Annotated in this window: 22 protein-coding genes; 7 read left to right on the top strand and 15 right to left on the bottom strand. The window is 60.9% G+C overall.

Annotated elements, in window-relative coordinates; genetic code table 11:
* Nucleotides 1-149: 149 nt before the first annotated feature.
* Both LD110_RS06985 and LD110_RS06980 read right to left on the bottom strand, forming a co-directional pair.
* Entirely contained in the window at nucleotides 150-851 is a 702-nt protein-coding gene (locus LD110_RS06985; protein WP_225497734.1) for an ABC transporter ATP-binding protein, read from the bottom strand.
* 75 nt (nucleotides 852-926) lie between these two features.
* Entirely contained in the window at nucleotides 927-2,060 is a 1,134-nt protein-coding gene (locus tag LD110_RS06980) for an ABC transporter permease (RefSeq protein WP_225497731.1), read from the bottom strand.
* Between the two features lie 180 nt (nucleotides 2,061-2,240).
* Between LD110_RS06980 and LD110_RS06975 the strand changes: the two genes are divergently transcribed.
* Nucleotides 2,241-3,578 (top strand): sensor histidine kinase, encoded by a 1,338-nt coding sequence (locus LD110_RS06975; protein ID WP_225497729.1) that lies wholly within the window; start codon nucleotides 2,241-2,243, stop codon nucleotides 3,576-3,578.
* Nucleotides 3,575-4,228 carry a response regulator transcription factor gene (locus LD110_RS06970; protein ID WP_225497723.1) on the top strand — a complete coding sequence of 218 codons (654 nt, stop codon included), beginning with the start codon at nucleotides 3,575-3,577 and terminating at the stop codon, nucleotides 4,226-4,228. The genes LD110_RS06975 and LD110_RS06970 overlap by 4 nt, the downstream gene beginning before the upstream one ends.
* A gap of 501 nt (nucleotides 4,229-4,729) precedes the next feature.
* Here LD110_RS06970 and LD110_RS06965 read toward each other — a convergent pair.
* From LD110_RS06965 to LD110_RS06930, 8 genes are all read right to left on the bottom strand, one after another.
* Nucleotides 4,730-6,394, bottom strand: a complete 1,665-nt coding sequence (locus tag LD110_RS06965) for an amidohydrolase (protein ID WP_225497721.1) — start codon at nucleotides 6,392-6,394, stop codon at nucleotides 4,730-4,732.
* A 108-nt stretch (nucleotides 6,395-6,502) separates the two neighbouring features.
* A complete protein-coding gene (locus LD110_RS06960; protein WP_225497719.1) occupies nucleotides 6,503-7,540 on the bottom strand; it encodes an ABC transporter permease in 1,038 nt (345 codons plus the stop codon).
* Nucleotides 7,537-9,087, bottom strand: coding sequence for a sugar ABC transporter ATP-binding protein (locus tag LD110_RS06955; RefSeq protein WP_225497710.1), 1,551 nt, complete (start codon nucleotides 9,085-9,087; stop codon nucleotides 7,537-7,539). The genes LD110_RS06960 and LD110_RS06955 overlap by 4 nt, the downstream gene beginning before the upstream one ends.
* A 45-nt stretch (nucleotides 9,088-9,132) precedes the next feature.
* The gene (locus LD110_RS06950; RefSeq protein WP_225497708.1) at nucleotides 9,133-10,125 is read right to left on the bottom strand and encodes a sugar ABC transporter substrate-binding protein; all 993 of its coding nucleotides are present in this window, start codon (nucleotides 10,123-10,125) and stop codon (nucleotides 9,133-9,135) included.
* A gap of 960 nt (nucleotides 10,126-11,085) precedes the next feature.
* The gene (locus tag LD110_RS06945) at nucleotides 11,086-12,594 is read right to left on the bottom strand and encodes an APC family permease (protein WP_225497706.1); all 1,509 of its coding nucleotides are present in this window, start codon (nucleotides 12,592-12,594) and stop codon (nucleotides 11,086-11,088) included.
* A gap of 66 nt (nucleotides 12,595-12,660) precedes the next feature.
* Nucleotides 12,661-13,431, bottom strand: coding sequence for an SDR family NAD(P)-dependent oxidoreductase (locus LD110_RS06940; protein WP_225497704.1), 771 nt, complete (start codon nucleotides 13,429-13,431; stop codon nucleotides 12,661-12,663).
* A gap of 38 nt (nucleotides 13,432-13,469) precedes the next feature.
* Nucleotides 13,470-14,795: an aspartate aminotransferase family protein gene (locus tag LD110_RS06935; RefSeq protein ID WP_225497702.1), complete on the bottom strand. Its 1,326-nt coding sequence runs from the start codon at nucleotides 14,793-14,795 to the stop codon at nucleotides 13,470-13,472.
* Between the two features lie 130 nt (nucleotides 14,796-14,925).
* Nucleotides 14,926-15,930: a phosphotransferase enzyme family protein gene (locus tag LD110_RS06930; RefSeq protein ID WP_225497700.1), complete on the bottom strand. Its 1,005-nt coding sequence runs from the start codon at nucleotides 15,928-15,930 to the stop codon at nucleotides 14,926-14,928.
* Between the two features lie 216 nt (nucleotides 15,931-16,146).
* Between LD110_RS06930 and LD110_RS06925 the strand changes: the two genes are divergently transcribed.
* Nucleotides 16,147-16,770 (top strand): TetR/AcrR family transcriptional regulator, encoded by a 624-nt coding sequence (locus LD110_RS06925; protein WP_225497691.1) that lies wholly within the window; start codon nucleotides 16,147-16,149, stop codon nucleotides 16,768-16,770.
* Nucleotides 16,771-16,807: 37 nt separating this feature from the next.
* Here the strand turns inward: LD110_RS06925 and LD110_RS06920 are convergent, their stop codons facing one another.
* Nucleotides 16,808-18,967, bottom strand: coding sequence for a glycogen debranching N-terminal domain-containing protein (locus LD110_RS06920; protein WP_225497690.1), 2,160 nt, complete (start codon nucleotides 18,965-18,967; stop codon nucleotides 16,808-16,810).
* A 224-nt stretch (nucleotides 18,968-19,191) separates the two neighbouring features.
* Between LD110_RS06920 and LD110_RS06915 the strand changes: the two genes are divergently transcribed.
* Nucleotides 19,192-19,803, top strand: coding sequence for a TetR/AcrR family transcriptional regulator (locus LD110_RS06915; RefSeq protein ID WP_225497688.1), 612 nt, complete (start codon nucleotides 19,192-19,194; stop codon nucleotides 19,801-19,803).
* A 51-nt stretch (nucleotides 19,804-19,854) separates the two neighbouring features.
* Here LD110_RS06915 and LD110_RS06910 read toward each other — a convergent pair whose 3' ends face one another.
* A complete protein-coding gene (locus tag LD110_RS06910; protein ID WP_225497686.1) occupies nucleotides 19,855-21,285 on the bottom strand; it encodes an aldehyde dehydrogenase family protein in 1,431 nt (476 codons plus the stop codon).
* 117 nt (nucleotides 21,286-21,402) lie between these two features.
* The gene (locus LD110_RS06905) at nucleotides 21,403-21,903 is read right to left on the bottom strand and encodes an amidohydrolase family protein (RefSeq protein WP_225497646.1); all 501 of its coding nucleotides are present in this window, start codon (nucleotides 21,901-21,903) and stop codon (nucleotides 21,403-21,405) included.
* A 752-nt stretch (nucleotides 21,904-22,655) separates the two neighbouring features.
* On the opposite strand from LD110_RS06905, the gene LD110_RS06900 reads away from it, so the two are divergent.
* The 3 genes from LD110_RS06900 to LD110_RS24030 all read left to right on the top strand — a co-directional run bounded on the left by LD110_RS06900 (nucleotide 22,656) and on the right by LD110_RS24030 (nucleotide 23,688).
* Nucleotides 22,656-22,871, top strand: a complete 216-nt coding sequence (locus LD110_RS06900) for a hypothetical protein (protein ID WP_225497636.1) — start codon at nucleotides 22,656-22,658, stop codon at nucleotides 22,869-22,871.
* Nucleotides 22,868-22,978, top strand: coding sequence for a Gfo/Idh/MocA family oxidoreductase (locus LD110_RS24035; protein WP_225497634.1), 111 nt, complete (start codon nucleotides 22,868-22,870; stop codon nucleotides 22,976-22,978). The genes LD110_RS06900 and LD110_RS24035 overlap by 4 nt, the downstream gene beginning before the upstream one ends.
* Before the next feature lie 74 nt (nucleotides 22,979-23,052).
* Nucleotides 23,053-23,688: a Gfo/Idh/MocA family oxidoreductase gene (locus tag LD110_RS24030; RefSeq protein ID WP_225498101.1), complete on the top strand. Its 636-nt coding sequence runs from the start codon at nucleotides 23,053-23,055 to the stop codon at nucleotides 23,686-23,688.
* A 223-nt stretch (nucleotides 23,689-23,911) separates the two neighbouring features.
* Here the strand turns inward: LD110_RS24030 and LD110_RS06885 are convergent, their stop codons facing one another.
* Together LD110_RS06885 and LD110_RS06880 are read right to left on the bottom strand one after the other, a co-directional pair.
* Nucleotides 23,912-24,367 (bottom strand): NAD(P)-binding domain-containing protein, encoded by a 456-nt coding sequence (locus LD110_RS06885; protein ID WP_225497632.1) that lies wholly within the window; start codon nucleotides 24,365-24,367, stop codon nucleotides 23,912-23,914.
* A 537-nt stretch (nucleotides 24,368-24,904) separates the two neighbouring features.
* On the bottom strand, nucleotides 24,905-25,867 hold the full coding sequence (locus LD110_RS06880) for a sugar ABC transporter substrate-binding protein (RefSeq protein WP_225497630.1): 963 nt from the start codon (nucleotides 25,865-25,867) through the stop codon (nucleotides 24,905-24,907).
* Between the last annotated feature and the right edge of the window lie 13 nt (nucleotides 25,868-25,880).

Raw genomic sequence — 25,880 nt, 5'->3', positions numbered from 1 at the left:
AAGCCAGCGAGTTTAGCTTCCGGGTACGGCGAGGGTGGTAGCTGTGCCACGTTGCGGTTGCCCACGGAGCGGACCCCGCACGCCGGGACGCCCACACTGTGAGCCCACTGATCCTTGCATTTATTATTCAGCGCGGAGGGGCCGGGTTATTAGAACGCCGCAGGTATCGGGGCGGTGAGTTTGCCGTCCCGCATCGTCGCGACGGAGTCGGTCAGGGGCACGAATTCTGTGTCGTGGGTGACCATGATGGTGGCGACCTGGAACTCGTCGGTGACGTGGCGCAGGAGCCGCACGATGGAGTCGCTGCGTTCGTGGTCCAGGGCTGCGGTTGGTTCGTCCACGAGCAGGATCTTGGGGTCGCCCATGAGGGCGCGGGCGATGTTGACGCGTTGGCGTTGGCCGCCGGAGAGCTGGTGCGGGCGTTTGTCGGCGGTGGTGCTGAGTTCGACGACGTCGAGCAGTTCCGTGGCTTTTGCCCGGGCGGCCTTGAGGGGCTTTTTGCGTAGGTGGTCGCTGATGATGAGTTGTTCTGCGGCGGTGAGGGAGGGGAGCAGGTTGGGCTGTTGGAAGATGATGCCGATTTTTTCGCGTCGCAGTGCGGTGAGGTCGTTGTTGCTGAGCCCTGTGGCGTCGGTGCCGTCGATGTTTACCAATCCATGGGTGGGGCGGATGAGGGTGGCTGCGGTGGCCAGGAGGCTGGATTTCCCGGAGCCTGAGGGGCCGACGAGGGAGATCATCTGTCCGGCATGAACTGTGAGGTTCACGGCGTCGAGGGCTTTGAGGGTTTCGTTGCCGTCCGGGTATTCGAGGGTGATGTTGACGAGGTTCAGCGCGGCAGGGCTGGCGAACATGGGGTTGTTTCCTTTCAGAGGGCGCTGGGCGTGGAAGGTATGGTTCGACGGCGAACTAGCCGGCCGGGGGAAGGTTTAGTTCCCGCCGAGGGCAATCAGGGCGTCGACCTTGGTGACTCGGCGGACGGCCAGTGCCGCGCCTGCCAGGCCGAGGGCGATGATTCCGAGGATGGGCAGGAGTGTTGTTGCGGGATTGACCAGGAAGGGTGCTGTCTGGGCCGCGGCGAGGCCGCCGAGGATGCCGAAGCCGCCGCCGATTCCGGCCCCGGCGGCCAGGACGATCGCCGCCTGGGTGATGGCATCGCGGAGGAGGTAGGCGCTTGATGCGCCCATGGCTTTGAGGACCGCTATGTCGCGGGTGCGCTGGAGTGTCCATACGGTCAGGAAGGCGACGATGACCAGGGCTGAGATGCCGTAGAGGAAGGCCTGTATCAGTGTGAGGGATCCGTTTTCGCTTTTGTAGGAGCCCAGTGCCTGGAATGATCCGCTGCGTGAAGTACTCAGGGTGTTCGCTGCCGTGTTGGCGGCGGTTTCGTCGATGCTGGCGCCGTCCTTGTAGGTGATGGCGGCGACGGTGCCGAGCTGGTCGGGGTTGGTCAGGTGGGCGAGTTTGGCCCAGGTGGGAAGGGGCGTCCAGACGACACTGGTGTGGGAAAACCACTGGTCCTGGACGATGGCGCTGACGGTCAGCTCAGTTCCCCCAATGTTGGCCTTGTCGCCGGTGTTCAGGGACAGGGCCTTGGCCACGGTCTGACCGATGACGACTGTGTCGGCGGTGACCGGGGCGGGCGCCAGTCGCCCATCGGATGCCACGCCGAAGACGGCAACGTTGGTAGTTCCAGTGGTCGCGCCGCTGTTGGCCGACACGGCCTGGAATCGGGCCTGGGCGACGCCCAGGGCCTCGGCGCTCTGCACGCCGGGCTGGTTCTTCCACCTGTCGAGCTGAGCGGCAGTGATCTCGCTTTCGGTGAAGGAGGCCTTTGGTTCATCGGTCCCGGGAGCGCCGAAGACGATGGTGTCGACCGCCCGGGAACCAGCGCTGCCGGCGTTGTTGTTGCCGAGTTTGGCAATAGCTGAGGTCGATTGGTCGCCAAGGCCTGCTGTCAGGCCGGACAGCATGACAAGCAGCAAGGTGATCAGGGCAACGACAGCGCCCATGAGGGCGAACCTGCCCTTGGCGAAACGGATGTCACGGACGGCAAGAAACACGTTGTCCTTCTTTCGGGTTCGGCGCGGTGCGGCCGCGGGGAAAGGCTTGTGTATTCACTGTCGCGCCGTTAGGCGTCGGGATCATCGGGGAGTTGGTTGATGTGCGCGGGAGGAATGGTTGATTCCCGGGTCAATCGTTTGGATGATCCCGCCCGGGCCTGGCGCGCATAAGCTGGTTCAATGCCCGTCACTGAACCACTCCGTCCCAGGGTTGGGATCGAAACCACCGGACCCGGTAACCCGCCGACAGGCTTGGAGGCTGCACCCTCGGCTGCAATCCTGCGCGTGTTGAGGGTGACACTGCACGTCGGTTTCGCCGCCCTCCTGGGTGTTGCGGTCCTGAGACTTCTGACCTCCGGGATCGGGGCCCCGTTGCGGTATGTCTGGGTTGGGACAGCGCTTGTTTTGGCTGTGGCTTACCTGACCGGCACGGTTTTGGAAAAACGCTTCGCCACAGGGAGAACGGCATTCGATCCGCGCCGCTACGGCGTCCTGTGGATCGGTCTTGTCACTGCCCTGTGGGTCATCCTGCTGGCCGGGAGCGCCGAGTTCGCTTGGGTGGCATTTCCGCTTTTCTTCCTGCACCTGCACCTGCTGACACGGCGAATCGCGTTGCTGACGATCACGTTGATGACCGTGGCGGTGGTTGCCGCTCAGTGGGCTGCCAGCGGAATGGCCGCCCCGCACCTCGCCATTGTCCTGGGTCCCTTATTTGGCGCCGTGTTCTCCGTTGTAACTGGGCTGGGCTATCTTGCACTGTACCGCGAGGCGGAAAACCAACGCCGCGCAGCAGAGGAACTGCGCCGCACCCGTGCGGAACTGGCTGCATCCCAGCACGACGCCGGCGTGCTGGCCGAGCGCGGACGGCTCGCCCGGGAAATCCACGACACACTCGCCCAGGGGCTGTCCAGCATCGTGCTCGTGGCCCGGGCAGCGGAAAAATCACTCGCCGACGGAGACACTGAAACCGCGGCCGCACGCTTGGCACTGGTACAGCACACGGCCTCGGAGAACCTGGCCGAAGCCCGGAACTTCGTCCGCGGCCTCGCCTCACCAAAACTGCAGGATTCCTCCCTGATGGAGGCCTTGCGCCGGCTCTGCGAGGAAACGGAAAACAGCGCGGCAGCCAGGGAATCGGAGCTGCGGTGCCGCCTGGAAGTCGACGGCGACCCCGTCGAACTGCAGCAACAGCACACGGTGACCCTGCTCCGCGCCGCCCAGGCCAGCCTCGCCAACGTCAGGGACCACGCCAAGGCGAGCAACGCCGTCGTGACAGTAGCCTTCCTGGGCAGCGAAGTCACCATGGATATCTACGATGACGGTGTCGGTTTCGACCCGTCCGGCATGAATGACAGCATCCATGCCCGCACGGACGGAAGGGGTTTCGGGACCCTGTCCCTGGCTGAACGGATCACCGCGCTGAATGGCTCGCTCGAACTCGAATCAGCACCAGGGGAGGGCACCACCGTGGCGCTCCGCCTGCCCGTGGACGACATCTACAAGGGGGAAGCACCATGAAACACATCCGCATTCTGCTGGTAGATGACCATCCTGTGGTCAGGGCCGGGCTCCGGGCCATGCTCTCCGATTTCGAGGGCGTTTCTGTAGCGGCGGAGGCGGCCGACGGTGACACAGCGCTTAAGGAACTCAAACGCCTAAAGGCTCTGGATGAGGCGGTCGACGTCGTGCTCATGGACCTGCAAATGGGTGCCGGGATGGACGGAGTCACGGCAACCACGCGGATCAGGCTCCTCGAAGAGGCTCCGCAGGTCCTGATCCTGACCACTTACGACACAGACGCGGACATTCTGGCCGCCGTGGAGGCGGGCGCCTGCGGCTACATGCTCAAGGACGCACCGCCCGAACAAATCCGGCAGGCCGTGCAAGCTGCCGCCGCTGGCCAGACCGCCCTAGCCCCTAAAATAGCCGCCCTGCTGATGAACCGCGTGGCGAATCCTGCTGCGGCGCTCACCCCTCGGGAAATCCAGCTGCTCGAGCTGCTGGCGACAGGACTATCCAACCGGGCTATCGCGAAGGAGACGTTCATTTCCGAGGCCACCGTGAAGACCCATCTGGTGCACATTTACGAAAAACTTGGCGTGGACAACCGCACCGCAGCCATCTCCGTGGCAACCCAACGACGCATCATCCGTGCCCCTGGCCAATAGCTGCCCCTGCAGACCTGGGGCGCCCAGACGTAAGTTATCGCCAGTGCGATCGTTTCTGGCACGTGAGCCTTAGCTGATCCAGTACACCTGCACTAAATTTCCGATAGTGCGTGCTACGTCGCCCGGGGCGTCCGCGGCGGACCATCGTTCCGTCCGTCGGCCCGCCGGTCTTCGACGCTACCGCCGGGCATATGGACGCCTACAACAGAGGTCCGGAGTGAGTTAAACGGTCAAGGGGCATTTACTGGAGGTTGTTTGGGACTACCTGGGCCGGTCCACATCAGCGCGGTGGGCGAGCTGCAGGACGCTCACGAGGTTGCTTTCTTCGTCAACGGGGTACACCACCCGGCAAGGGCCGCGCCTGGTCGAACAGTAGCTGGCCAATCTTTTGTTCCACCAGACCCGGTTCCTTGGTCATCCTCACCAGCTTGGGCAGCCTCAGCCTCGGATTTCTTTGTCAGTTTTCTACGATTTTGGTTCGCGCTGCTCAGGCAACTGACCTTAGGCGCGCGCTCTCGTGTAGACCATTTTTCCCTCGAAGTAGGTGGCTTCGACTTGTGTGGCGTGGATCCGGGTTACGTCGATTTCAAAGATGTTTTGGTCAACGACGATGAAGTCGGCAGAGAGGCCGACCTTGATCGACCCTGTTACATTCGCAAGGCCCATGGCTGCCGCAGGGTTTCGTGTGAAGGCGGCGACCGCTTCGTGGATGGTGAGTTTCTGCGAGGGATTGAGTTCCCCGGGCACGACCGGGTCGATGTTCGCCCGGGTCACGAGTGTTTGAATTCCGATCCAAGGATCCGGTGAGGGCAGCACGCACGGCCAGTCCGAGCCGGCGGCGAGAAGAGCACCCGTGTCGATGAAGTCTTTCGTTGCCCAGCTTGCGTTGACTGTTTCTGCGGGAATCTGATTCGCGATGCTTTCTTGGATGACGCCGGGGTACCAGATGTATGGGGATGCGTCGGGGACCACGCCAAGTTCGGCAAACCGCGGGACATCGAGAGGGTCCACGAATTCGACATGTGCGATTTGGAAGATCGGGCCCGGGCCGTGTTTCTCTCTCATGATTTCGACCGCGTTGAGCACCTGACGAACGGAAGCGTCTCCGGTCGCGTGAAGTTTGCCGTTTAGGCCTCGGTCGTAGCAGTCCTCGATTGCTGCCAGTAGCTCTTCGAGTGTCCAGTAAGAGGCGCCGGTATAACCAGGGTCTTCGTGGTCATGGCAGATGTAAGGCCGCAGCATCGCAGTCGTTCGTGTCATGGGAACACCGTCGAGCACGAACTTCACGAAGTCAGGCCGTAGATGTTTGCTCCGGTTCCCGGCTGCAATCTCATAGAGCTCTTCGCCGACTTTCCCCGCCTCAATGAAAGGCCGGGCAGGCATGGATCCGACGACCCACGCAGACATGCCGCCTTCAGCTTCGATGGCCGAAAGCGCCTTCCAGGAATATTCCATCGTGGCTGCATCCTGGACTGCCGTGATTCCGAACGAGTTCACGGTCTCCAGGGCCTTCTTCAGGGAAACTTTGTTGCGCAGGTCAGGGTCGGCGATCGAGGAATCAAGAGCGGCTTCGGCTTCTGCCGAGGCCAGTTCGTGGAGTACCCCGGTAAGCGAGCCTGCGGCGTCGCGGACATAGACCCCGCCCTCGGGGTCGGCAGTGTCGGCGGTGACTCCCATCAGTTCGAGCGTGCGTGTGTTCACCCAGCGGTTGTGCATGGAGTCGTCGCGCAGAAGTACCGGGCGTCCTGCGGCTGCTTCATCCAGTGAGGCCAGGTCGTCGACGTTCATCACTGTGTCCATGACGGTGCTGCCGACGATGCCGCCGACGATCCATTCGTCGGGACCAAGATCTTTTGACCATTCCTTGATCTTGTCGAAGATTTCCTCTTTGGAGTCGGTGGGCAGGATCGGTAGCTCCCATGCTGCCTGGCTGCCGCCCAGACCGAGGTGGATGTGGCCATCGCTTAGGCCCGGAAGAACGAGCTTTCCGCCTGTATCGAGAACACTGGTGGCGTCATCGGTCAGCCCCCGGATCTCGGCTTCCGAGCCGACTGCGACGATTGTTCCATCTTTGACGGCGAAGGCTTCGGCCCATTCAGCCCATGGGTCAGATGTGTAGACCGGGCCGCCGACGACGATGAGGTCAGGTGAAAGGGCTTCGTCCATGATTTCTCTCCTTGATCTTTCCGGTTCTCGAAATACTTTGATGATGTGTCCCAGAATGCAGGCATCGGAGTGTCGAAGGGTGACCGTCTGGATGTCTGCTGAAGTCTGCTACCGCTCGCCCGAGCCCGCTGTGACTGCGGCTGGCATCGCTGAATCGGCCTCGACGAGGCGGCGTGCCTCGATGATGACGAGCCGGTACCGAATCCTGTCGGTCAGAAGACTGAGAGCAATTGCGGCTACGAGCGCGAGGCCGCTGGCGACGTTCTGCCAGAAGTTCGGCACGTTGAGGAGCACGAGGCCGTTGTTCAGGACGCCGAGAAAGACGACTCCGATTAGAACGCCGAAGACATTCCCGGACCCGCCGGACAAGGCAACGCCGCCGAGCAGCACCGCGGTGATGACGGCCAGTTCGAAGCCTTGGCCGATTTGCCCTGCGGGTGCGCTGTTGAGCCTGGCCACAGTGATCGCACCCGCAAGGCCAGCGGCGGCACCTGAAAGGATGTAAAGCACGAACGGGATTGTTCGAACTTTGATTCCGGAAAGGTAGGCAGCTTCGCGGCTGACGCCGATTGCGTAAACGTGTCGTCCGGGTGCTGTGCGCCTTAGAAAAACGGCAGCAAGGATCAGAACTGCGGCCGCGATCCAGATGGCAAGCGGGACGCTGGCGACGGTTCCAACTCCGAGGTAGCCAAATGAGGAACCGAAGTTGCTTACCGGCAGCGGGGCCAGCAGCTGGGCGATGCCCCGAACAGCGATCATCGTCCCCAAAGTGGTGACGAAGGCGGAAAGCCCCAAAATAGTGGTGAACAGTGCGTTGATGAGGCCGACGAGTGAACCGACGGCCACTGCTGAGATGATTGCAATGGCTGGGTCCCCGCCTTGCGTCATGATGAGGCCGGCAACGACGCCGCTCAGCGCCAGTACCGAGCCGATCGAAAAGTCGATGTACCCCGAGATGAAGAGCATCGCGGCGGGCGCTGCGGCGATCGCGATAATGGCGGCATCGAGTCCGACGCCTCGAAGGTTTGCTGGGTTGAGCAGCGCTCCCGTCAAGGCCTGAACGATCAGCATCATTACGATCAGCAGGAAAAACAGCGGGTTCTCGGCAAGGAACGTCAGGACTCGATGTCCTAGGGGGTGCTTCATACGAGTTGCCCTTCGGAATAGGGTGTTGGTCTTGTATTGGTGGGGTGGATGGTGGAAAGCAGAATTTCTGCATTAGTGTCGGAAACGTCGATGACCTGACTGACTCGGCCCCGCTCGATTACAGCGCACCGGTCGGCGAGAGCCATGATCTCTTCTGGTTCGTTCGTGGAAAAGAGAATGCCCATTCCCTTTAGCCGAGCGAGTTGGCGGAGAACCCTGTAGATCTCTCCGCGCGCTCCGACGTCCACACCCTGCGTCGGGTCATCAACGAGGAGGACTTGTGCCTTGGAAGCCTGGTTGACCCAGCGCGAGATGAGAAGCTTCTGCTGATTGCCTCCCGAGAACCGGTCTGCGGCGAGGCTGCCGTTGTGCGGTCTAAGGGACATCAGGTTTGCGACATCGTTGAAGACGTCACGTTCCCGAGCGACATGTCTAAACCCTGTACGCGAGAGCAGGGACATCACGCTCGTGACTGTATTCTCCTGAGCCGGGAGACTCAGAAAGAGTCCCTGCTTATGGCGGTCAGCAGGAACTAACGCAATTCCTTTGGCAAGTGCGTCCCGAGGAGCCTGGGCGGTAGCACCCAACCCGTTCAATTCAAATTGAACCCGGGAGTCCGTGCGCGCGCCGTACAGCGATTCCAGCAGGCGGGTCCGCCCGGATCCAATCAGACCATAGAGGCCGACAATCTCACCAGGGTAGACCTCAATCGGGAGGGACGTGGACTTCTCTGCCCCAAGACTATCGACGTCAGCGCGCGTATCGATGGATGTCACTGCAAGCGCTGGTTTTCCGGAGCGGTCGATCACATGCGTATCTCGGGGTGCGGTGTCCGAGCTTTCGCTGATGACACGGACGAGGTCCGCCTTTTCAACGGTCCGCATGTCTGACGCCCACACCGCTTGACCGTTACGAAGCACAGTGACTTCGTCTGCCAGAGCCATGACCTCGTTCAGGAGGTGCGTGACATACAGAATCGCCAGACCTTCTGAACGCAGGCGTCCAACCAGAGCGCCTAAGGCTCTTGCCTCGACCGGCGAAAGGGCTGCTGTGGGCTCGTCGAGTACGAGGAGTTGCGCGTCTCGCTGAATTGCTTTGGCGATGGCGACCATTTGGCGCTGGCCGCTCGACAATTCTGCAATCGGCGTCGAGGGATCGATCCTGGAGCCTATTCGGGCCAAGGACTTCGCCGCGATAGCTACCTGTTTGCGTGACTTTACGAACGGTCCGGAAGTCAACTCCGTGCCCAGAAACATGTTCTCCGCCACTGTCAGGTGGTCAATCAGGCCAAGATGCTGGTAGATGATGGAAATGCCGGCATCGATCGCGCTTCGCGGGCTGAGGTGTGCGAGAGTAGAGCCGTTGAGCCTGATTGTCCCTGAGCTCGGCCGGATGCTGCCGCCCAAGCATTTGATCAAGGTCGACTTCCCCGCACCGTTGTGTCCCAACAAGGCGTGCACGGTGCCCGATTTGATGGTGAGACTGACGTTTTCGAGGGCTGTCGTGGCGCCGTAGCGTTTCGTTAGATCCGTGAGGCTTACGGTCATGGTCTGAGTTCTCCTGGACTGGTATGTCGGCTGTTCGGAGCCTGCTTAGCCGCTGAATTCCGAAATGTACTTGGCCAGGTCCGGCGTATCCGCGGAGAGTAGAGTGATCGGCACCTCGATGCCCGCATTCGTATCACCTTTGCCGAGGGAGATCGGAATATCGACAATCGCTTTGCCGATGTCCGCTGCGGAGAGCGTCACCTGTGCGCGGAAGAACGCACCTTCCTGCATCCGCTGGAGTCCGTAGGCATTGCCGTCTAGTCCTCCTACGTAGGTTCTGGGATCCTTCGGATCCCGTCCCGCAGTGGTCAGCGCTTGATACGCGCCCTGCGCGGCATCTCCTGCAGTTGTCAGAACGACGTTCAGGTCTGGGTATTGGGAGAGCACAGACGTCGTGACGGATAGGCCCTGTTGGGGAGTCACGCCTGCTTGCTGTGAAACGATGACAGCATTCGGAGCGCTTGCTTTAAGCCCATCTACCATCCCCTGGGTCCGCTCGGAAGAGAATCTCATCGTAGTGTCGGAGACAATGAGTACTTTGCCCGTGCCCCCGAGATTGTCGGTAATCCATTTGCCGGCGTGCTCGCCGAGCGCGAGACCTGACTGGTGGGCGCTGAGCCCGAGCAGCGCGCTTTGGGTGCTCATTGAGTTCGCATAGCTAACCCAGTACTTACCGGAGTTGATGTATTGGCGTGAGAGGTTCTCTAAACTTGCCGCATCCGCCGGGAACGAGACCACTGCGTCGAGATCTTTGTTGAGGTAGGTTGTCAGGTTGGTAACTTGCTGCGTGAGGTCCATGTTGTCGTTTGTCAGCTCAAGTGTCACATGCTGTTTTGCCGCCTCTTCCTGGGCGTGCTTCACGACGGCCGCATATACCGGTAGGGCTGTGAAGGGGTAGTCGAAAAGAATCTTCTTCACTTCTTTTGTTGAACCGGTCGCGGCAGGATGCGTGGTCCCGTCATTGATTGTTCCGCAGCCCGCGAGAGCGGTTGCGGTGGCCAGTATCGCCGCCGCGAATGAAATGGAGCGTAGTTTCATGAGGAGTCCTTCAGGGTGATTAGCAGAAAATAGAGGTGGTGCCCAGGCGATGAACTAATAGACGCAAATTCGCCTATTGTCGATAATGCAATTGATTCTTGTTCGCTCGAAAGCCTGTCCCGAGAGGTTTGAAATATTTCGTTTAGATAGTCCGGAGAGAGTTGCCAAGGATCCAGAAGCGCAGGCTGCCGTAAGTCTTCTTGAAAAGCCGTGGGCGGCCCATCTTCGGCCAGCTCCTATTTCGCCCCCTGACTTATATCCGAAGTGCGTCCACGCTTATCTTGACGCATTATGGGCCTTCACAAAGGGCAGAAGTGACTATAACCCGATTCAACTGTATGACGCTTTACGTGCAATTCATATCATTCGGCCACCTCAAAAAAGACATTCGTGGATCAGGCCCGGAACTCCCCAAACAAAATATTCCCGGAATCCTGACTTACGATTTCCACTTTGCCTTCCTTCTTTAGCCGGCCTCCGCATATGACCTTGACATGCTTCCTGCCGAGGGAAGCCCAGTCCTGAACACAACGGATTTCTTTCGAGGCTTTTTCTGGCCAGAAACCTTCGGAGGAATTGCTCTTGCTGTTATCGGAACCGGCGAATGCTTGCGTCTCACGTATATAGTTCAAGATCTTTCCCACGGATTTTCGACGCCGGTAATGCAACCGCTGGCTGAGGCTCCAGATCCCGCTGCGGCAGCAGGCTCCCATCCGGCGTCGTGGACGATGCGACCCCCGACATGCGTCCGCAGGACGCGATTTTCAGACAATTCATCGATATTGCAAGTGATGGAGTTTCGGTCCAGGATCGCCAAGTCGGCGTAATTGCCCGGCACTAGCGCGACTATACCTTCCCGCCCATCAGCTCCATTCACGGTCCACATCGCGTATCCCTCTTCCCGCCTTGGTGACTATCAGATCAACTTTGTTCGTCAGGACATGGCCGCCGAGGTGGGGGTTATACACGAGTTACGTTAAATGTCGGTTCTTCCGGAGCTGCCCTAGTATCACCGTTCTCCAGCGGCATCCTTTCGAGGTCCTCGGCCAGGCCCGCATAGATCTCGGGCTTGCTTTTGCGAAGGTACTGGGCGAGGATCAGGCCGCCGACAACCGCCGCGGCCAGGAGCCAGGGCAGCATGGTGATCACTGGTGCGTCCGAGCCGGCCAGCACCGAAAAGTTGCTGATGGCCAGGGCCACTACGGCACCCAGGCCCAACAGGCCAATACCTGGCGCCACCAGGGTGCTCCACAGGCGCCGGTCCCGGGTTCTCCTGAAATGCACAACAATCGCCAGGGTGGCCACCAGTTGAAGGGCGAGGATGCCCAGGGTGCCGAAACCCGTCATGCTCGGAATAAGGGATGTGAGAGGTTCCAGGCCGAACAGAGCGAACAGTCCGGCGACAACAGTTCCCAAGGTGAATTGCGCCATCGATGCGCGCTGGGGGACGCCGTTGGGCCGGGTCCGGCTCACCCAGGGAGTAAGGATTCGTGCGCGGCCCAGGGAGTAGATGTACCTGGTAGCGGAATTGTGCAGGGCCATCAGGGCGGCGAACAGGCTCACCAGCAGCAGGATCATCATGAGTGTGGTGAGTCCCTCGCCGAGATAATCGGTGGAGAGGACGAACATCAGGTCGCCGGTGGCAAGGTGTTCGGCGGCGGTGCCTTGCGCCTCGGCTGTTCCCAGCGCGCTCACAATCGCCCACGTGGTCACGGCTGCCAGCAGCCCGATGAAGCCGATCGCTGTGTAGGTTGCCCTTGGGATTGTCCGGCGGGGATTCTTGGCCTCCTCGCTGAACAGGCCGGTGGCTTCCACCCCAACGAAGGCGTTGGCGGCGAAGAGGAGTCCGATGCCCGCTGCGCCGGAGAACACGACGCCGGGGTTGAAGACGTCGAGCGTGTAGCCGTCGCGGACCAGGACAGCGATATCGAAGATCACCAGGATGGATATCTCCAGGATCAGCCCAACCCCAAGGACCTTGGCGCTGAAGTCGATGCCTTGGCGGCTCAGCAGGAAGGCGGCGGTCACTGCCACCAGGCTCCAAATAAACCAGTGAATGTCCAGCCCGGTGAGCTGCGCGATCACGGTCTGCATGAAGAAGCCCATTGTCCCGATCGCTCCTGCTACGAAGCAGTTGTAGCCGAGCACTGCGATCAGCGCTGCTACCAGCGCGGCTGCTTTGCCGAGGCCCTTGAGGACGACGGCGTAAAACCCGCCCGCGCTGACGAGCAGCTTGGACATCTGGGCGTAGCCGACGCCGAAGAGCAGCAGTATTGCGGTGATGATAATGAAGGAACCGACCATTCCGGCGCCGTTGCCGAGTGCCAGGCCAAGGGCCGTGATGACAATGATTCCCGTCAGTGGGGCGACGGCTGCAAGGACCAGGAAGACGACGCCGAAAACACCCAGGGAGTCCCTGGAGAGTTTGTCCGCACCGGCAGGTACCTGCTCCTGAAGTTGATTGATCATGGGTAACTCTCTTTCTGACTGGCCTTTGCGTCGGTGCAGGGGCCAGGGACTGTGCCCGGGCAGTGATCAGGCGGGAAAGGAGGACCTGGCCGAATAGCCGAAGTCCGAGAGGATATTGGCCCCGTTGATGGCACGGGAGCCTTCGCCGGAAAGGAAGAGGACTGTCCCGGCGATGTCACTGGGTGTGTTTACGGGGAATTCCGCGTCGTCGAAGCTCTCGACACCCAGGCCGCGCCTGGCCATCGGCGTATCCACGATGGACGGGCAGACGCTGTTGACCCGGATCCCGTGCGCTTCGAAGAGTTCGAAGGACAGGGCCCTGGTGAGCTGTACCAGCGCCCCCTTGGAGGCGTTGTAGGCCAGCATTCCTGGAACCGCGACGAAACCTGAATCGGATCCGATGATGGTGATCGAGGCGTGCTGCTGTTCCGCGAGGAAGGGCAGGGCGTGCTTCACGGCGTGAAATACACCCAGCACGTTGACTTCCAGGACCCTGAGGAAATCCTTGGACGTCACGTCCTGCACGGCGTTGCCCATCTCGCCCTCTATCCCGGCGCTGGCAACGACTGTGTCTATGCCCTGAAGCAGGGTGTCGAATTCCTTGAAGGCATTGGCCATGGCTGCTTCGTCGGCAACGTCAGCCACAATTCCGTGGCATCTGCCATCCTGGTACTGGGAGAGTGGTCCGTGGAGGGCCTTGTCCAAGCTTTGCGGAGAACGGCTAATGATGCCCACTCTTGCGCCCTCGTCCAAGAAGGCCTGGGCGGTAGCAAGCCCGATGCCTGATGCGCCGCCGGTGATGACGACCCTTTGGGGTTTGTTTTGCGAGGGATTCATGTTCTTCCGATCAAAAAGTTGTTCTCGACATTGGTGCTTTAGATGTTGTTGAGGCTGGCTTCCAGCCCCTCCAGCAGGAGTTCTGCGTGGGATTTGTTGAAGACGAGGGGGGGCCGCATCTTGAGCACGGTTTCGTGCCGGCCCACTTTGCTGATCAGGATGTTGTTGGACTTCATGTTTTCCACGAGCTTCTTGGTGACTGCCGGGGCGGACAAACCGGTTTTCGGATCCGAGAGCAGCTCAATTCCGAAGAACAGGCCCCGGCCCTTCACGGCACTAACAAAGTCGAAGCGGGCGGCCAGCTGTTCCAGTCCGTCTTTGAGACCACTGCCGGTGCTTTGGGCGTTCGCCATCAGGTCTTCGTCATTCATGACCTGCAGGACGGCCCGGCCCGCGGCGGCCGAGACGGGATTCCCGGCGAAGGTGTTGAAGTAGAGGTTGGCGGCGCCAAACTCGTCCAGCAACTCGGCCCGGGTGACCACGCCGCCGATCGGGTGACCGTTGCCCATTGGCTTACCCATCGTGACAATGTCCGGCGTCAGGCCGGACAGCTCGTGGCCCCACATCGCCTCACCCGTGCGGCCAAACCCTGACTGCACTTCGTCCGAAATCACCAGGCCGCCCGCCGCGTGGATACGCTGCTGAAGGGCCTGGAGATAGCCGTCCGGAAGCCTGCAGAGTCCCTCAGTCGAAAACAGCGGGTCGAACAGGAATGCGGACACCCCGAAGCCCTCATTGTTCAGGGATTCAATGGCAGCATCTAGTTCGCGGATGCCCTTCTCGAACAGCAGCGCCGAAGAGAGGTCGTTGCCGGCGGCATCCAGGTCGGGGATGCGGATGGCCCGGACATTATCCGACAGTCCGTTCCTGGTCGGCAAAGCCGTGGTCACATCCGCCAGGAGGGACGTGTTTCCGTGGTAGCTGAAGTCGGACACAATGATGCCGGTGTTCCCGGTGCGCTGGTTGGCAATCCTGAAGGCAAGGTCGTTGGCCTCGGACCCGCTGTTGGTGAACGAAACCTTATCCAGTCCCGCGCCGAAGGTCGCCACGAGTTCCTCGGCATAATCGATCACCTGGCTGTTCAGGTAGCGGGTGTGGATGTTCAGTTGTGACGCTTGGGCGCAAATGGCCTCTACAACGACGGGGTTGCAGTGCCCCACGTGGGGCACGTTGTTGTACGCATCCAGGTACGTCCGGCCGTCTACATCCGTCACCCACACGCCTTCCCCGGATACCAAGGCGATTGGCTCATCATAGAACAACGGGGAATGGACGCCGAGTGTCTGTCGCCTTCGGGCCAGCAGCCCGGAGGCAGAGCCTTTACCCTGCTTGGGGCGGGAACGTGGATTCTGTGTGTTAGGCATGTATCTCTCCGTTTTTGGGCATCACAAATGAGGCCCGGCAATTGCAGTGGATGACTGGGCGCAGAATGCGCCGGCTCTTGGTTAAGGCGCCCGGGCAATGGACGACGCCGGTGATGGTGTGGAAGGCGGGCTAATGGGCCGCCGAAAGCCGGGAATAGTTCCTCGCCATGTCCAGGACCAGGGGGACGACGTGGCTGACGACGAATTCTGCCGCGTCGTCCCCACGTCGGGTTGATGCCCAGCCCATATACGTCAAAGCGCGTGCGAGCAGCATGGCGTCCCACGTCTTCAGGTGCTCCTCCGGCAGCGGCCTGGCTGAGCGATACCCCTCGAAGGCGCTGCGCTGATATTCGCGATAATCCGGGTGGGGCAAGTAGAAGAACATTAAGGTGGCCAGGTCAAACAAGTGCCAGCCCTCGCCAAAATCGTCAAAGTCGATAAGGATGCACTCCTCGCCGCGGACCAGAATGTTTTCCGGTGTGAAATCCGCATGAATAACGCCATACCGGTCAGCGCTCCTGCCGAAGGACGCAAGCTCATGCTTCAGTGCGACCTTGACATCGTTCAGCAGCGCGACTTCCTGCACTGAAAGCTCGCTGATGCTGCACGGATCACCCCACAGGGCCCCTTCCCCAACCAGGCCTTCGTCGTCCCATGCCTGACGGTCAAAACCTTCTACGACGCCGATGGCCGCTGCCTCGTTGTGGAGCGTTGCGGCCAACAGCCCGAGTTCGTGAAAGGTCTCCGGGCTGAGGCGGGCAGTTCCTTCAAATGCCTCCACAATGTCCCCTAAGGGCGCTGCCCCTTCGGCCCAAACCAGGGCATCGATCTGATACGTAATCCCATCGCTTCCCTTGGTGAGGCAGAGTAGGTCCCCATCCGCCGTCGGAAGCACCTCGGGGACATCCACGCCCCGTGCCCTAAGTGCCCTGAGAAACTCAAGCTCGCTCTTGACTTCCGAATCAGAGCGGTATCCCGCCCGATGAAGTCGAACGGCGTACGAGGTTCGCCCCTCGGGACGAATTCGGAATACGTAGTTCTCGCGGTACTTGACGAACTCAATCGGCGTGTTTTCTGGAAGCGCATATTGCCCCAGTGCGCCACGTACCGTTTCTACTGCAAGTGCTTGGTCCAAAGTGGATCTCCCTATGTGATTTCCAGGTCTGTGCGGAAGACCGCTTCGGGACCGGCTGAGTCTCCGGCAGCGTCCGTTCGCCGTTCTCTAGAAAAAGTGAACCACACCACATGGTCAAAATCTAGACTCTGAGTCTATTTTTTGTTTTCAGAGGATAGAATGGCTCGAAAGGGGGGGGCGCGATACCGAGGTTCCTCCGCCACGAGAGGAAACCAGATGGGACTGACCTTGACGAAGAAGGGATCTCCCGAAGGGTCGCTGCGGGCGCGGCAGCAGGCACGGGCAAAGGAGGATCTGCTGCTGGCCACCCTGGCCATCATTTCGTCCGAAGGTCCGGATGGCGTGAGCATAGAACGGGTAAGGCAGGATTCCGGAATGTCACGCGGAACGCTGTACGCCCACTGCCCTGGAGGCCGGGACGAACTGCTGCTTCGAGCGTACGAACATATCGGTACAAGGTTCGTTGAGGCCGCCGCGGAGCTGGCTCAATCCCGCGAGGGCTGGATTGACAGGATCTCGGGCTACGCGGAGGCGATGGTGGAGCTGTGCTCCGATTCGCACATTGGATTCTTCTACAACATCAGTGGACCAAACCTTCTCGGCTTCACTGCCGGCAGGGGAAAGGGAGCCAAGGCTGCCTTAAACTTCATAAATCGTGAGCTGGCCAGAGCCATCAGGGACGGTGAGGTTGATCCCGCAACTGATGTTGAAGGGACCGCAATTCTGCTGACGGGAAGCCTGCGGGAAATGGGCATGGCCGTAGCCCGAGACATGGATTTGGCTGGCAGCCTTCTCGACGCCTTTGAACGGATGCTTAGCGGATTGCGAGCCACGGTCTGACTCCAAAGGGCACGACTTTGCTGCTGTGGCACCATCGCTACGGATTGGCGATGCGGCCTGCCTGTGCCACGAGCTCCTTCATTGAGGGCCGGTGCCCTCGATGGAACACTATTCCTTCAGGCAATCCCTGAATTGCCGGCTCGTGGTTGGTGACATTGATGGTGATCCGTCCACCGTTCATGGGGGCGTTGCTGATGTGCACGTCCCCGTAGGACTGTGGCAGCGCGGGGTCCATCCATACCCCTCCCAGGGAAACGTGCGCGTCGTACCGCATGAGGCTCGTGATCAGCAGGATCGGCGTGGTCGCTGCCCAGGCCTGGGGCGAACACGCCGTCGGGTAGGGCACTGGTCTTGCGAACTGCTCACGGTCGAACCCGCAGAACAACTCCGGCAATCGGCCGTCGGAGTATTCGGCCGCCTCCAGCAGGGCCGTGGCGATCCGCTGCGCCTCGGCTACGAATCCGTACCTCATCAGTCCCTGGGTGATGATGGCGTTGTCATGTGGCCACACGGATCCGTTGTGGTAGCTGGCGGGGTTGTAGGCGCCCATGTCGCTGGCCAGGGTGCGCACGCCCCAGCCGCTGAACATTTCCGGGGACATGAGCCGCTCAGCGACAAGCGGAGCCTTGTCCTCATCCACCAGCCCGACCCAGAGGCAGTGGCCCATGTTGGAGGCACACGCGTCGACCTGCCGTTTTTTGCGGTCCAGGGCGATGGCGTAATAGCCGCGGTCAGGCATCCAGAACTGCTCGTTGAACCGCTTCTTTAGTTGCGCTCCCCGCTCGGCGAGTTTGTTCCCCAGAGCCGGGTCGCCGGCGTCGTACGCCATCCAGGCGCGGGCCATGTGCGCGTGGTAGACGTAGGCCTGGACCTCGCAGAGGGCGATCGGCGGCTCGGCCAGGGTGCCGTCAGCGAAGTTGATGCCGTCCCAGGAGTCCTTCCAGCCCTGGTTGACCAGCCCCCGCGGGTTGAGGCGCTCATACTCCACGAATCCGTCGCCGTCCTTGTCTCCGTGGTCGCGGATCCAGTCCATGGCCCGGTCAGCGTGGGGGAGCAGAGCGGCGATGGTCTCCTTGGCGAAGCCCCAGCGACTCACCTCGCCCAAGATGCAAACGAAGAGGGGAGTGGCATCGACACTGCCGTAATAGACGGACTTTCCTCCGAGGGACAGGCCACTTGAAACATCCAGCCGGACTTCGTGCAGGATCTTGCCCGGCTCCTCCTCGCTGATCGGATCCACCACACTGCCCTGGCGGTCCGCCAGGGTCTGCAGGGTGCCCAGAGCAAGGGAGGGGTCCACAGGCATGGCCATTTGCGAGGCCAGCAGCGAGTCCCGGCCGAACAGCGTCATGAACCAGGGCGCCCCGGCGGCCACCACCACGCGATCCGGATGGTCCGGGTCCTCGATGCGCAGGGCACCGAGGTCGTCATAGCTTTGGCGCAGTGTGCGTTCGATGGAGCGGTTTCCCATGTGCAGCAGGGGAATTTTTGCCACCCACTCCCGCCGGCGACGGTCGCTGCGGGTCATCCCGTCGGCGTCAAGGTGAACGAACGACGGCGGTGGCGGATTGGCTGCCTCGCCGCCTGGCACGGCGGTGAGGATGGAGGTCCACTGGCCGTGGGGTGCAATCGTCACTTGATAGCTGAGGCCGACCGGTGTTAGGTCGGCACCAGAGGCCTGCACCACGATGCCCTTGCGGACCTCGTGCCAGGCCGCGTTAATGGTCAGTGAGTCGCCGCCTACCTGGCGCCTTTGGTCCCAGTGCCGCTGGATGCGAGCCTCCTTCACTTCGAAAAGGTCGGCGAAGTCTGCGTCGATGGCGAGAGAGACGACGCATTCGGCTGGCTGCGTCGAGTAGTTGCGGAGTGTGATCTGTTCCTGGATGCCGGCACCAACTTCGCGCAGCCGCTCCACAATCAGCGGGCTGTCCGCGTACCCGTCCGATCGAGGCACGCGTCCTGAAAACAGCGCCCGGTACGGCTCCTTGGTCTCTGCGGCCAACGGTTCAATGCGCTGGCCATTAATGCTCAGGACCCAGCGGGACACGATGCGTGTGTCCTGGAAAAAGACGCCATGCGGATGCTCGGACTGGATGTCCCCGTTAGCCATGGAAATGCAAAACGATGAACCTTCAACCAATGTGACGGTTCCCGCCCCTAACGGACCTGCCGCGGTGTCAGCATTCCATCCAGCCATCCCGGCCCCTAAGTGAAGCTCGCTTCAGAGTGCCCTGGCGGCGCCGCTGTCCGCAGGAGGACTGTTTGCCGGCGTCGTCATTTCTGCCATGGACGCTACTCCTGCTCGCTTCTTGATTCCAGAGGCCTGACACGCCCTTTGGACTCGCCGTCTAGAATCGATCCATAAGAGCCAATTTATGAGACTTCGAGCTATATCCTGTCTCTTCCGACCATGGAGCCTGTATGACTGCAGCGACCGGGAAGCCCGTTTCGATGAACCTTAGGGAACGTCGGCGGGAGCAAACACGATACGACCTAAGCGGTGCCGGCCTGGAGATCATCTCTGCCGAAGGCGTCGATGCCGTCACCATCGATCGGTTGGCAACACAGGCGGGCATGTCCCGCGGCACGGTCTACGCGCATTTTGAGGGCGGCCGCGATGAAATCCTCCAAGAGGCCTACAAGCGTGTTGGTCGTGAGCTCGTCAGCACGGCGCAACGGCTGGCGGACTCGGCGGGCACCTGGCAGGACCGCGTCATGGCTTATGCACGTGCGATGGTTGCCCTCACTGAGGACCATCACAGGGGCTACTTCTATAACGTGGCAGGTCCGGCGTTGTTTGCCAGCCGCGTTGAACGTGGCGAGGGCTCTTCGGCCGCCCTCGCCGCGATACACAAGGAGCTGCGCTTGGCCCAGGAAGGCGGTGAGATTGGCAGCGATGTCGACTCAGAAGAAACCGCGGTGCTACTCGTCGGATGCCTTCGCGAAGCGGGGATTGAAATTGCCCGCGACGCGATGGAGCCGAAGAAGTTCTTGTCTGCCTTCAAGCGTTTGCTCGATGGCCTGACCCCCTAGCACGGTGGGGCGGTGCTCGGTGTGCAGCACCACCCCACCCCATCCGTATGACTAGCCGCTGATAATCTGCGGGGCGCCCAGGTGCTTCAGACCCTCGACGCCGAACTCAAGGCCGTAGCCGGATTGCTTGGCGCCGCCAAACGGCACCCGTGGATCGATTGCGCCGTGCTTATTGATCCACACAGTGCCGGCTTCAAGGCGTGCGGCGACTTCGCGCGCAGCCGCCGGGTTGGAGGACCACACCGAGGCGCCCAATCCGACGTCGAGCGCGTTTGCCTTGGCCACGGCCTCGTCCACGCTGCTGAATCGGATGATTGGCAGCGCAGGGCCGAACTGTTCCTCTGCCACCAGCGGATTGTCGTTGTCGATATCGGCGACCAACGTCGTCGGGTAGAAGTAACCGGGCTGGTCGACGTCCGGTTCTCCGCCAAGCAGCACCCGCGCGCCGGAATCCTTTGCTGCCTGCACGAGACGGTCCACGACATCGAATTGGGCCTTGTTCTGCAACGGTCCGAGCATGTTGTGCTCGTCCACGCCGATTCCCATGGGCATGTTTTGGGCGAACGACGTCAGAGCTTCGCAGACTTCGTCATAGATGTCCTCGTGTACATACAGCCGCTTCAAAGCTGCGCATGTCTGGCCTGTGTTGATGAACGCACCCCAGAACAGGCCCTCGGCGATCGCGGCGGGATCGGCGTCCGGGAGCACAATTCCTGCGTCATTGCCTCCCAATTCCAAAGTCAACCGCTTAACTGTATCTGCGGAGGAACGGATGATTGCCTTGCCCGTGGCAGTGGAGCCCGTGAACATGACCTTGGCGATATCTTCGTGTTCGGCAAGGCGCTGACCCACTTCACGCCCTCCCGGGATGATGGTGAGCACATCTGCCGGGAGGACTGAATTGATTACCTCGGCCAGAGCAAGCACGGAGAGAGGGGTATACTCCGACGGCTTCATAACGACGGTGTTGCCCATGCGAAGGGCCGGGGCCAATTGCCAAACGGAGATCATCATTGGCCAATTCCAGGGGCCGATGGCGCCGACAACGCCGAGCGGCCGATAGAAGAGCTGAGCTCGGGCGCCGTATTCCTCCACGAGGGTCTCCGGTTCCAGTGTGAATGAAGCTGTTGCCCGCAACCATGCGCTGCACGCCGCGACTTCGAAGCGGGCATTCGGGCCGTTGAGCGGTTTGCCTTGCTCACGGGAGAGCAGCTGGGCCAGAGCCTCTGCATTTGCTTCGATTGCATCCGCCGCCTGGTTAAGCAGGTCGCTGCGCTGCTCGTGGCCTCGGGCATCCCATGCCGGCTGCGCGGCGCGGGCAGCTTGGATGGCGGCGTCCAGCTCCGAAATGTCGGGCTCCGCTACGCGCCCGACAGTTTGGCCGGTGGCTGGATCCCTGATCTCACGGCCACCCGAGTTCGGCTGGATGGCTTCAAGAAGACTCTGGTAGGTGAAAGCTGTGGTTTCCGACGTCGTTGTCATGGTCGATTCCTTCTCTGTGGAGATTGAGTTGTGGATGCGCGCCAGGCTTGCTGGAGCGGCGGTTTTTTGGGCTCTGGGAACGCCCGCTTTTTGGGGCCGCAACGGGTTTGGTGCGCGTCAGGAACCGTGATTCGTTTGTCCAAGGGAGCGTGCGACGGCACCGGACATGTCCAGGAAGGCGGCGCGCAGTTCTTCTTCGTCAAGGAAAGTGAACTCGCCGCCGTCGATCAGGACCCGGCCATCGACGACGACAAGGTCCACATCGTTGCTGCTCCCTTGGGAAAGGTAGCTGCTCAAGGTGCGGGCGGCACCGGGATAGCGCCAGTCATCGATCCGAACACCCACGAAGTCCGCCCGCATTCCAGGCGCAAGTATTCCGATTTGGTCATCCCAGCCCAGTGAGACGGCGCCAGCGCGGGTGGCCATGGCCAGAACCGATGTCGGCGGGAGGAACGTCGGGTCCGCGGCGGCCTCGTTGTAGCCGAGCCAGGCCATATGCATCGCCTCCGTCATCCCGCCGAGAGGGAGTTCGTCGGTGTCCGAGCTCAGTCCCACGGTTGACTTGGCCCGGATCAGATCCAAACCCCTTACCCGCTGCGAGAGCGTTGCTTCACCCATGGCCCCGTATCGGGCAGGGGAGTGGGTGGTGTGAATTCCTGCCTCGATGACCCGGGGAAATCGCCCTGAGAGGCCCCTCCCTCGGGAGTCGGCAACCCACACGGTGAAATCCGCAGAGGGCTGGGGTCAAAGGGAGGTGTTCCTCCCCATCAGCCAACGAGCCATGGATCAGAACGAGCGCTGGTCCAGTTCCGAGCTTGCGAAAACCGGCACGGGTTCCGTCTTCGCTCACGATGTGGCCGACCTGAATGGACGATGCCTCAGCCATGGTTCTCCTTAGGTTCTCGCGCAGGACTGCATTTGAAGATAGTGAACCACACCACAGAGTCAATGACTATACTCAGAGTTCAGAATTTGTATCTTAGTACGAATTTTGGTTGGCGCGTCTAGAGATCGTGGAGGCGGGCATGAGGTGAGGGTCCTAGCACGCGAGAACTTTCCTGCTGAATGTCAGCTCGCTCTGGCAGCAGGTCGGCATCGGCGTCATCCTCGTCGTCGCCGTCGGCATTGACGTACTCCGCTCCGACATCGAGAAGAAGATCCGAACTGCGGAAGCAAAGGCGCTTGCACCGTGACCATCGACGATTTCACCGAGACAACGGGCACGACCGTCATCGGATTTTCCCGTCCGGAGCGGATTGTCGAGAACGTGTGGGCCAAACAATATCCCATCTCAGATGGTTTCTGAGACGAAGGTGATCGGCCGTCGCCCAGCTTCCGCCAGGCATCGGACCCCCATTGAAAGGCAAACAATGAAACTCATTCGCACTGCGGTCATCGGGTTCGGCATGGCCGGACGTGTCTTCCATACACCACTCGTAGCCGCAGAACCCCGCTTCTCACGGGAGGCAATCGTGACATCATCCACCCTACGAATGGCAGAGGCCAGAACCCTTTACCCGCAGACCGAGATCATTTCGTCGCCGGAGGAGCTGTTTTCCGGTGCTTCCGAGTTTGACCTCGGGTGATAGGAAGCCCCAATGACAGTCATGCTCCACTTGCCCGCAAAGCGATGGCAGCACGGCTCAACGTCGTCATCGACAAGCCAATCGCGGTCAGGTCCCCGTGGCCGTGAGCGTCGTCAACGAAGCGGCCGACCGCGGCGTAACGCTTTGAGTTTTTCAAAATCGAAGATGGGATGGAGATTTCCTGACAGTCAAGGAAGCGATTGAGCGCGGCGCCCTCGGAGAAGTCCGGCAGTTCGAGTCCGCGTTCGAATGCTGGAAACCAGAGCTCGGTGCTGGATGGAGGGATGTCACCGAGCCGGGCTCCGGCGGCGGGGTCCTCTATGATCTTGGTCCCCACCTGATTGATCAGGCGCTGCAACTCTTCGGGGATGTTGTGGAAATCCACGCCGAACGTGACCGCCGCCGCCTTGGGGCCGTAAGCGACGATAACTCCTTTGTGACACTCCGGCACGCTAGTGGTGTCCGGTCGCGGCTCTGGATGAATTCCGTTGCACCTGCGTTTCGTCCTCGGTTCAGGATCGTTGGATCCCATGGAATGCTGACCCCTCAGGGACTCGAGCCCCAAGAGTCACAGTTGATCGGGGGAAGGCGTCCTGGGGATGACGGATTTGGCGTTCACCAGGACGGTAGGCTGGCAACCTTGACGCACCCGGGGGCGAAACTGGATTCCCGCTCAGGGCAGAACGTTATCTCGACTACTACCGTGCATTGGGTGATGCGATCTTGGAAGGCAAACCTGTACCGGTCGGCCCGGCAGACGGCATCGTGCCCTTCAGGTAATCGAGGCCGCGGTCCGAGGCGCCGCGGTACAGCTTGAGGACTACACCCTCGGCACCTGACGGAACTAGCCGACGATTGCGCGGCTTCGAAAGCATGCAGGCGGCGGAACGCCACGGGGCGGACAGGACCAGCCACGGGGCGGGCGGTAAATGAGCCAGTGCTGTCCTTCAGATCGGCGTTGACTTCCAGCGCTTCCGCATGATCCGGTGCAGATGACTTCTGGAACTGGCAACGCCTTGAGATGCTCCCTACTTCTGCGGTCAGTTGTCGGGCAGGTCGAACCTGGCCCGGGTCTCTTCATCAACGAGGTATCCGAGTTCATCCATTCTTTGAAGGGCCTCCTTCGGGTTCCTCATCAGGGTGCACCAGGTTCTGTGCGGCACAATGTCTGCATCCTGGACTGCTTCGGCCACCCTGGAAGCCCCGGGCAGGCGGTCCGGCCCGGAGCAGGGATCCTGAGGTTGGGGCGTCGGCCCATCGACCGGATGATGCGCTTCGCCGGGGTCATCATTCATGGACACGCCCATGATGCCGATTCCCATGATGTCGTTTAGGGAGACTGCTTCGTTGATGCCGGAACTGGACAATTCTGTTGCGATAGGTTCGGTCGGTCCACTGCGGCGGCTGTGACTGGCAGCTGTGTGTTCTGCGTTGGATGGGTTCACTGCCATGGGCAGACCCATGACGCCGAGCCCGATGACGGCGACATTGCTCATCGTTGACGATCCTTCCGGCAGGTATGGTGCGAGGCCAGCCCGCCATCGTGCCTTCAAATGTTGATGAAGCTACCCCGCCCTGCACATGCCGCAGAGGGATGTGCGGCTTGGTAGATTCGAACCGTTTAGCGTCATGGGCGGCTTTAGCCGCGCGCCATTCGGCAGCAGCGGGGTTGCCGCCTGGTTGCGGCGGGTTGGTCGGCTGATGGCGCACCACGCCGCCTGTTGCGGCGATCAGGAACGGGGTGTTGATTTTGGGTTGCTGAGGTAACCGGCCGCGGTCTGAACCGTTGTTGCGAAGCGTCCCATCGGTATCCGTTCGGGACGTTTGCGGAGGAATTCTTCGGTGCTTATTCCCTGGCTTGCAGCATGACGACTCGATCGAAGTCGTTGTCGTCCGGGAGTTCCAGGGTGAGAACCACAGACTTGATTGCCTCGGTGGTTGCCATGAAGATCCTTCCGGACGTGCTGCGACCGGTGTGCGAACAAAAGTGCTTCGGGCGGCCCTAGAGATAGGGCCGCCCGAATTTGGGAAGATCAGCCTGCCGGCTTGTACTTATCGATGTTGTCCTTGGTGATGAGGATGCCGGGGACTTCGTAGGTCTTTTGCACGGTCTTGCCGTTCTTAGCGTCGACAGCTGCGTCGAGGGCCTGCTTCCCGATGGCCGGGAAGTCCTGGAGGATGGTGGCCAGCATCTTTCCGGACTTCACGGCGTTGAACTCGTCATTGATGCCATCAAATCCGGTAACCAGAACATTCTTGTTCGCGTTCTGGACCGCCTGGGCGGCGCCGGTTGCGCCTTGGCCGCAGCCGCCGAAGATTGCCTTGATGTTCGGGTTCGCGGTGAGCATGTCGGTCGCGGAGTTCAGGGCGGTCGCGCGGTCACATTTTCCGGGAAGCTCTGAGACGATCTTCATGCCGGTCTGCTGGAAGACCTTCTTGGCAGCGTCGACACGCGCCTGGACGGTGTTGTTCCCGGGGAAATCGAGGATGCCGACTTCAGCTCCTGACGCGCTTCCGCCAAGGGCCTTGGCGATTTCTTCATTCACTTTCGCTGAAGACTCGGACTGCTGCGAGGTGACGAAGCTCGTCTTGTCCTTCCATGTCGGGATGTCGGTGTCGATCAGCACGACGGGGATTCCTTGGCTAATGGCCTGCTGGAGCACAGGCTGGAGTGAGTCCCCGTTGGGCGCCACAACGAGGGCATCGATTCCACCGGTGATCAGGTCCTGGATCTTGTTGATCTGGCCCGCGATGTCTTCCTCTGTGTTGGATGCGGCGGTCTTGATCTTGACATTGCCGAGGGCCTTGGCTTCGTCGTCTGCGCCCTTGATCACACCCTGCCACACGGGGTTCTGCAGGGTCTTGGGCACGATGCCGACAGTGAATGTCTTTCCGCCGCCGGATGATGATGCCTGGGTCCCGCCGCTGCATCCTGTGAGGGCTATCGCGAGGCTTGATGCTGCCACGGTTGCTGCTAAGAGGAACTTCTTTTTCATACGAAACAACTCC

It is taken from the genome of Arthrobacter sp. M4, from assembly GCF_020251205.1.
Lineage (GTDB): Bacteria > Actinomycetota > Actinomycetes > Actinomycetales > Micrococcaceae > Arthrobacter.
Note: the sequence above shows the minus strand (reverse complement) of the source record. Positions and strands in the feature narration are given on the sequence as shown.

What these genes read in the sequence shown, in the direction of transcription:
- LD110_RS06985 (WP_225497734.1), bottom strand. Translation starts at nt 851, where the DNA reads ATGTTCGCCAGCCCTGCCGCGCTGAACCTCGTCAACATCACCCTCGAA.
- LD110_RS06975 (WP_225497729.1), top strand. Translation starts at nt 2,241, where the DNA reads ATGCCCGTCACTGAACCACTCCGTCCCAGGGTTGGGATCGAAACCACC.
- LD110_RS06970 (WP_225497723.1), top strand. Translation starts at nt 3,575, where the DNA reads ATGAAACACATCCGCATTCTGCTGGTAGATGACCATCCTGTGGTCAGG.
- LD110_RS06965 (WP_225497721.1), bottom strand. Translation starts at nt 6,394, where the DNA reads ATGGACGAAGCCCTTTCACCTGACCTCATCGTCGTCGGCGGCCCGGTC.
- LD110_RS06960 (WP_225497719.1), bottom strand. Translation starts at nt 7,540, where the DNA reads ATGAAGCACCCCCTAGGACATCGAGTCCTGACGTTCCTTGCCGAGAAC.
- LD110_RS06955 (WP_225497710.1), bottom strand. Translation starts at nt 9,087, where the DNA reads ATGACCGTAAGCCTCACGGATCTAACGAAACGCTACGGCGCCACGACA.
- LD110_RS06950 (WP_225497708.1), bottom strand. Translation starts at nt 10,125, where the DNA reads ATGAAACTACGCTCCATTTCATTCGCGGCGGCGATACTGGCCACCGCA.
- LD110_RS06945 (WP_225497706.1), bottom strand. Translation starts at nt 12,594, where the DNA reads ATGATCAATCAACTTCAGGAGCAGGTACCTGCCGGTGCGGACAAACTC.
- LD110_RS06940 (WP_225497704.1), bottom strand. Translation starts at nt 13,431, where the DNA reads ATGAATCCCTCGCAAAACAAACCCCAAAGGGTCGTCATCACCGGCGGC.
- LD110_RS06935 (WP_225497702.1), bottom strand. Translation starts at nt 14,795, where the DNA reads ATGCCTAACACACAGAATCCACGTTCCCGCCCCAAGCAGGGTAAAGGC.
- LD110_RS06925 (WP_225497691.1), top strand. Translation starts at nt 16,147, where the DNA reads ATGGGACTGACCTTGACGAAGAAGGGATCTCCCGAAGGGTCGCTGCGG.
- LD110_RS06920 (WP_225497690.1), bottom strand. Translation starts at nt 18,967, where the DNA reads ATGGCTGGATGGAATGCTGACACCGCGGCAGGTCCGTTAGGGGCGGGA.
- LD110_RS06915 (WP_225497688.1), top strand. Translation starts at nt 19,192, where the DNA reads ATGACTGCAGCGACCGGGAAGCCCGTTTCGATGAACCTTAGGGAACGT.
- LD110_RS06910 (WP_225497686.1), bottom strand. Translation starts at nt 21,285, where the DNA reads ATGACAACGACGTCGGAAACCACAGCTTTCACCTACCAGAGTCTTCTT.
- LD110_RS06905 (WP_225497646.1), bottom strand. Translation starts at nt 21,903, where the DNA reads ATGGGTGAAGCAACGCTCTCGCAGCGGGTAAGGGGTTTGGATCTGATC.
- LD110_RS06900 (WP_225497636.1), top strand. Translation starts at nt 22,656, where the DNA reads ATGAAACTCATTCGCACTGCGGTCATCGGGTTCGGCATGGCCGGACGT.
- LD110_RS06885 (WP_225497632.1), bottom strand. Translation starts at nt 24,367, where the DNA reads ATGAGCAATGTCGCCGTCATCGGGCTCGGCGTCATGGGTCTGCCCATG.
- LD110_RS06880 (WP_225497630.1), bottom strand. Translation starts at nt 25,867, where the DNA reads ATGAAAAAGAAGTTCCTCTTAGCAGCAACCGTGGCAGCATCAAGCCTC.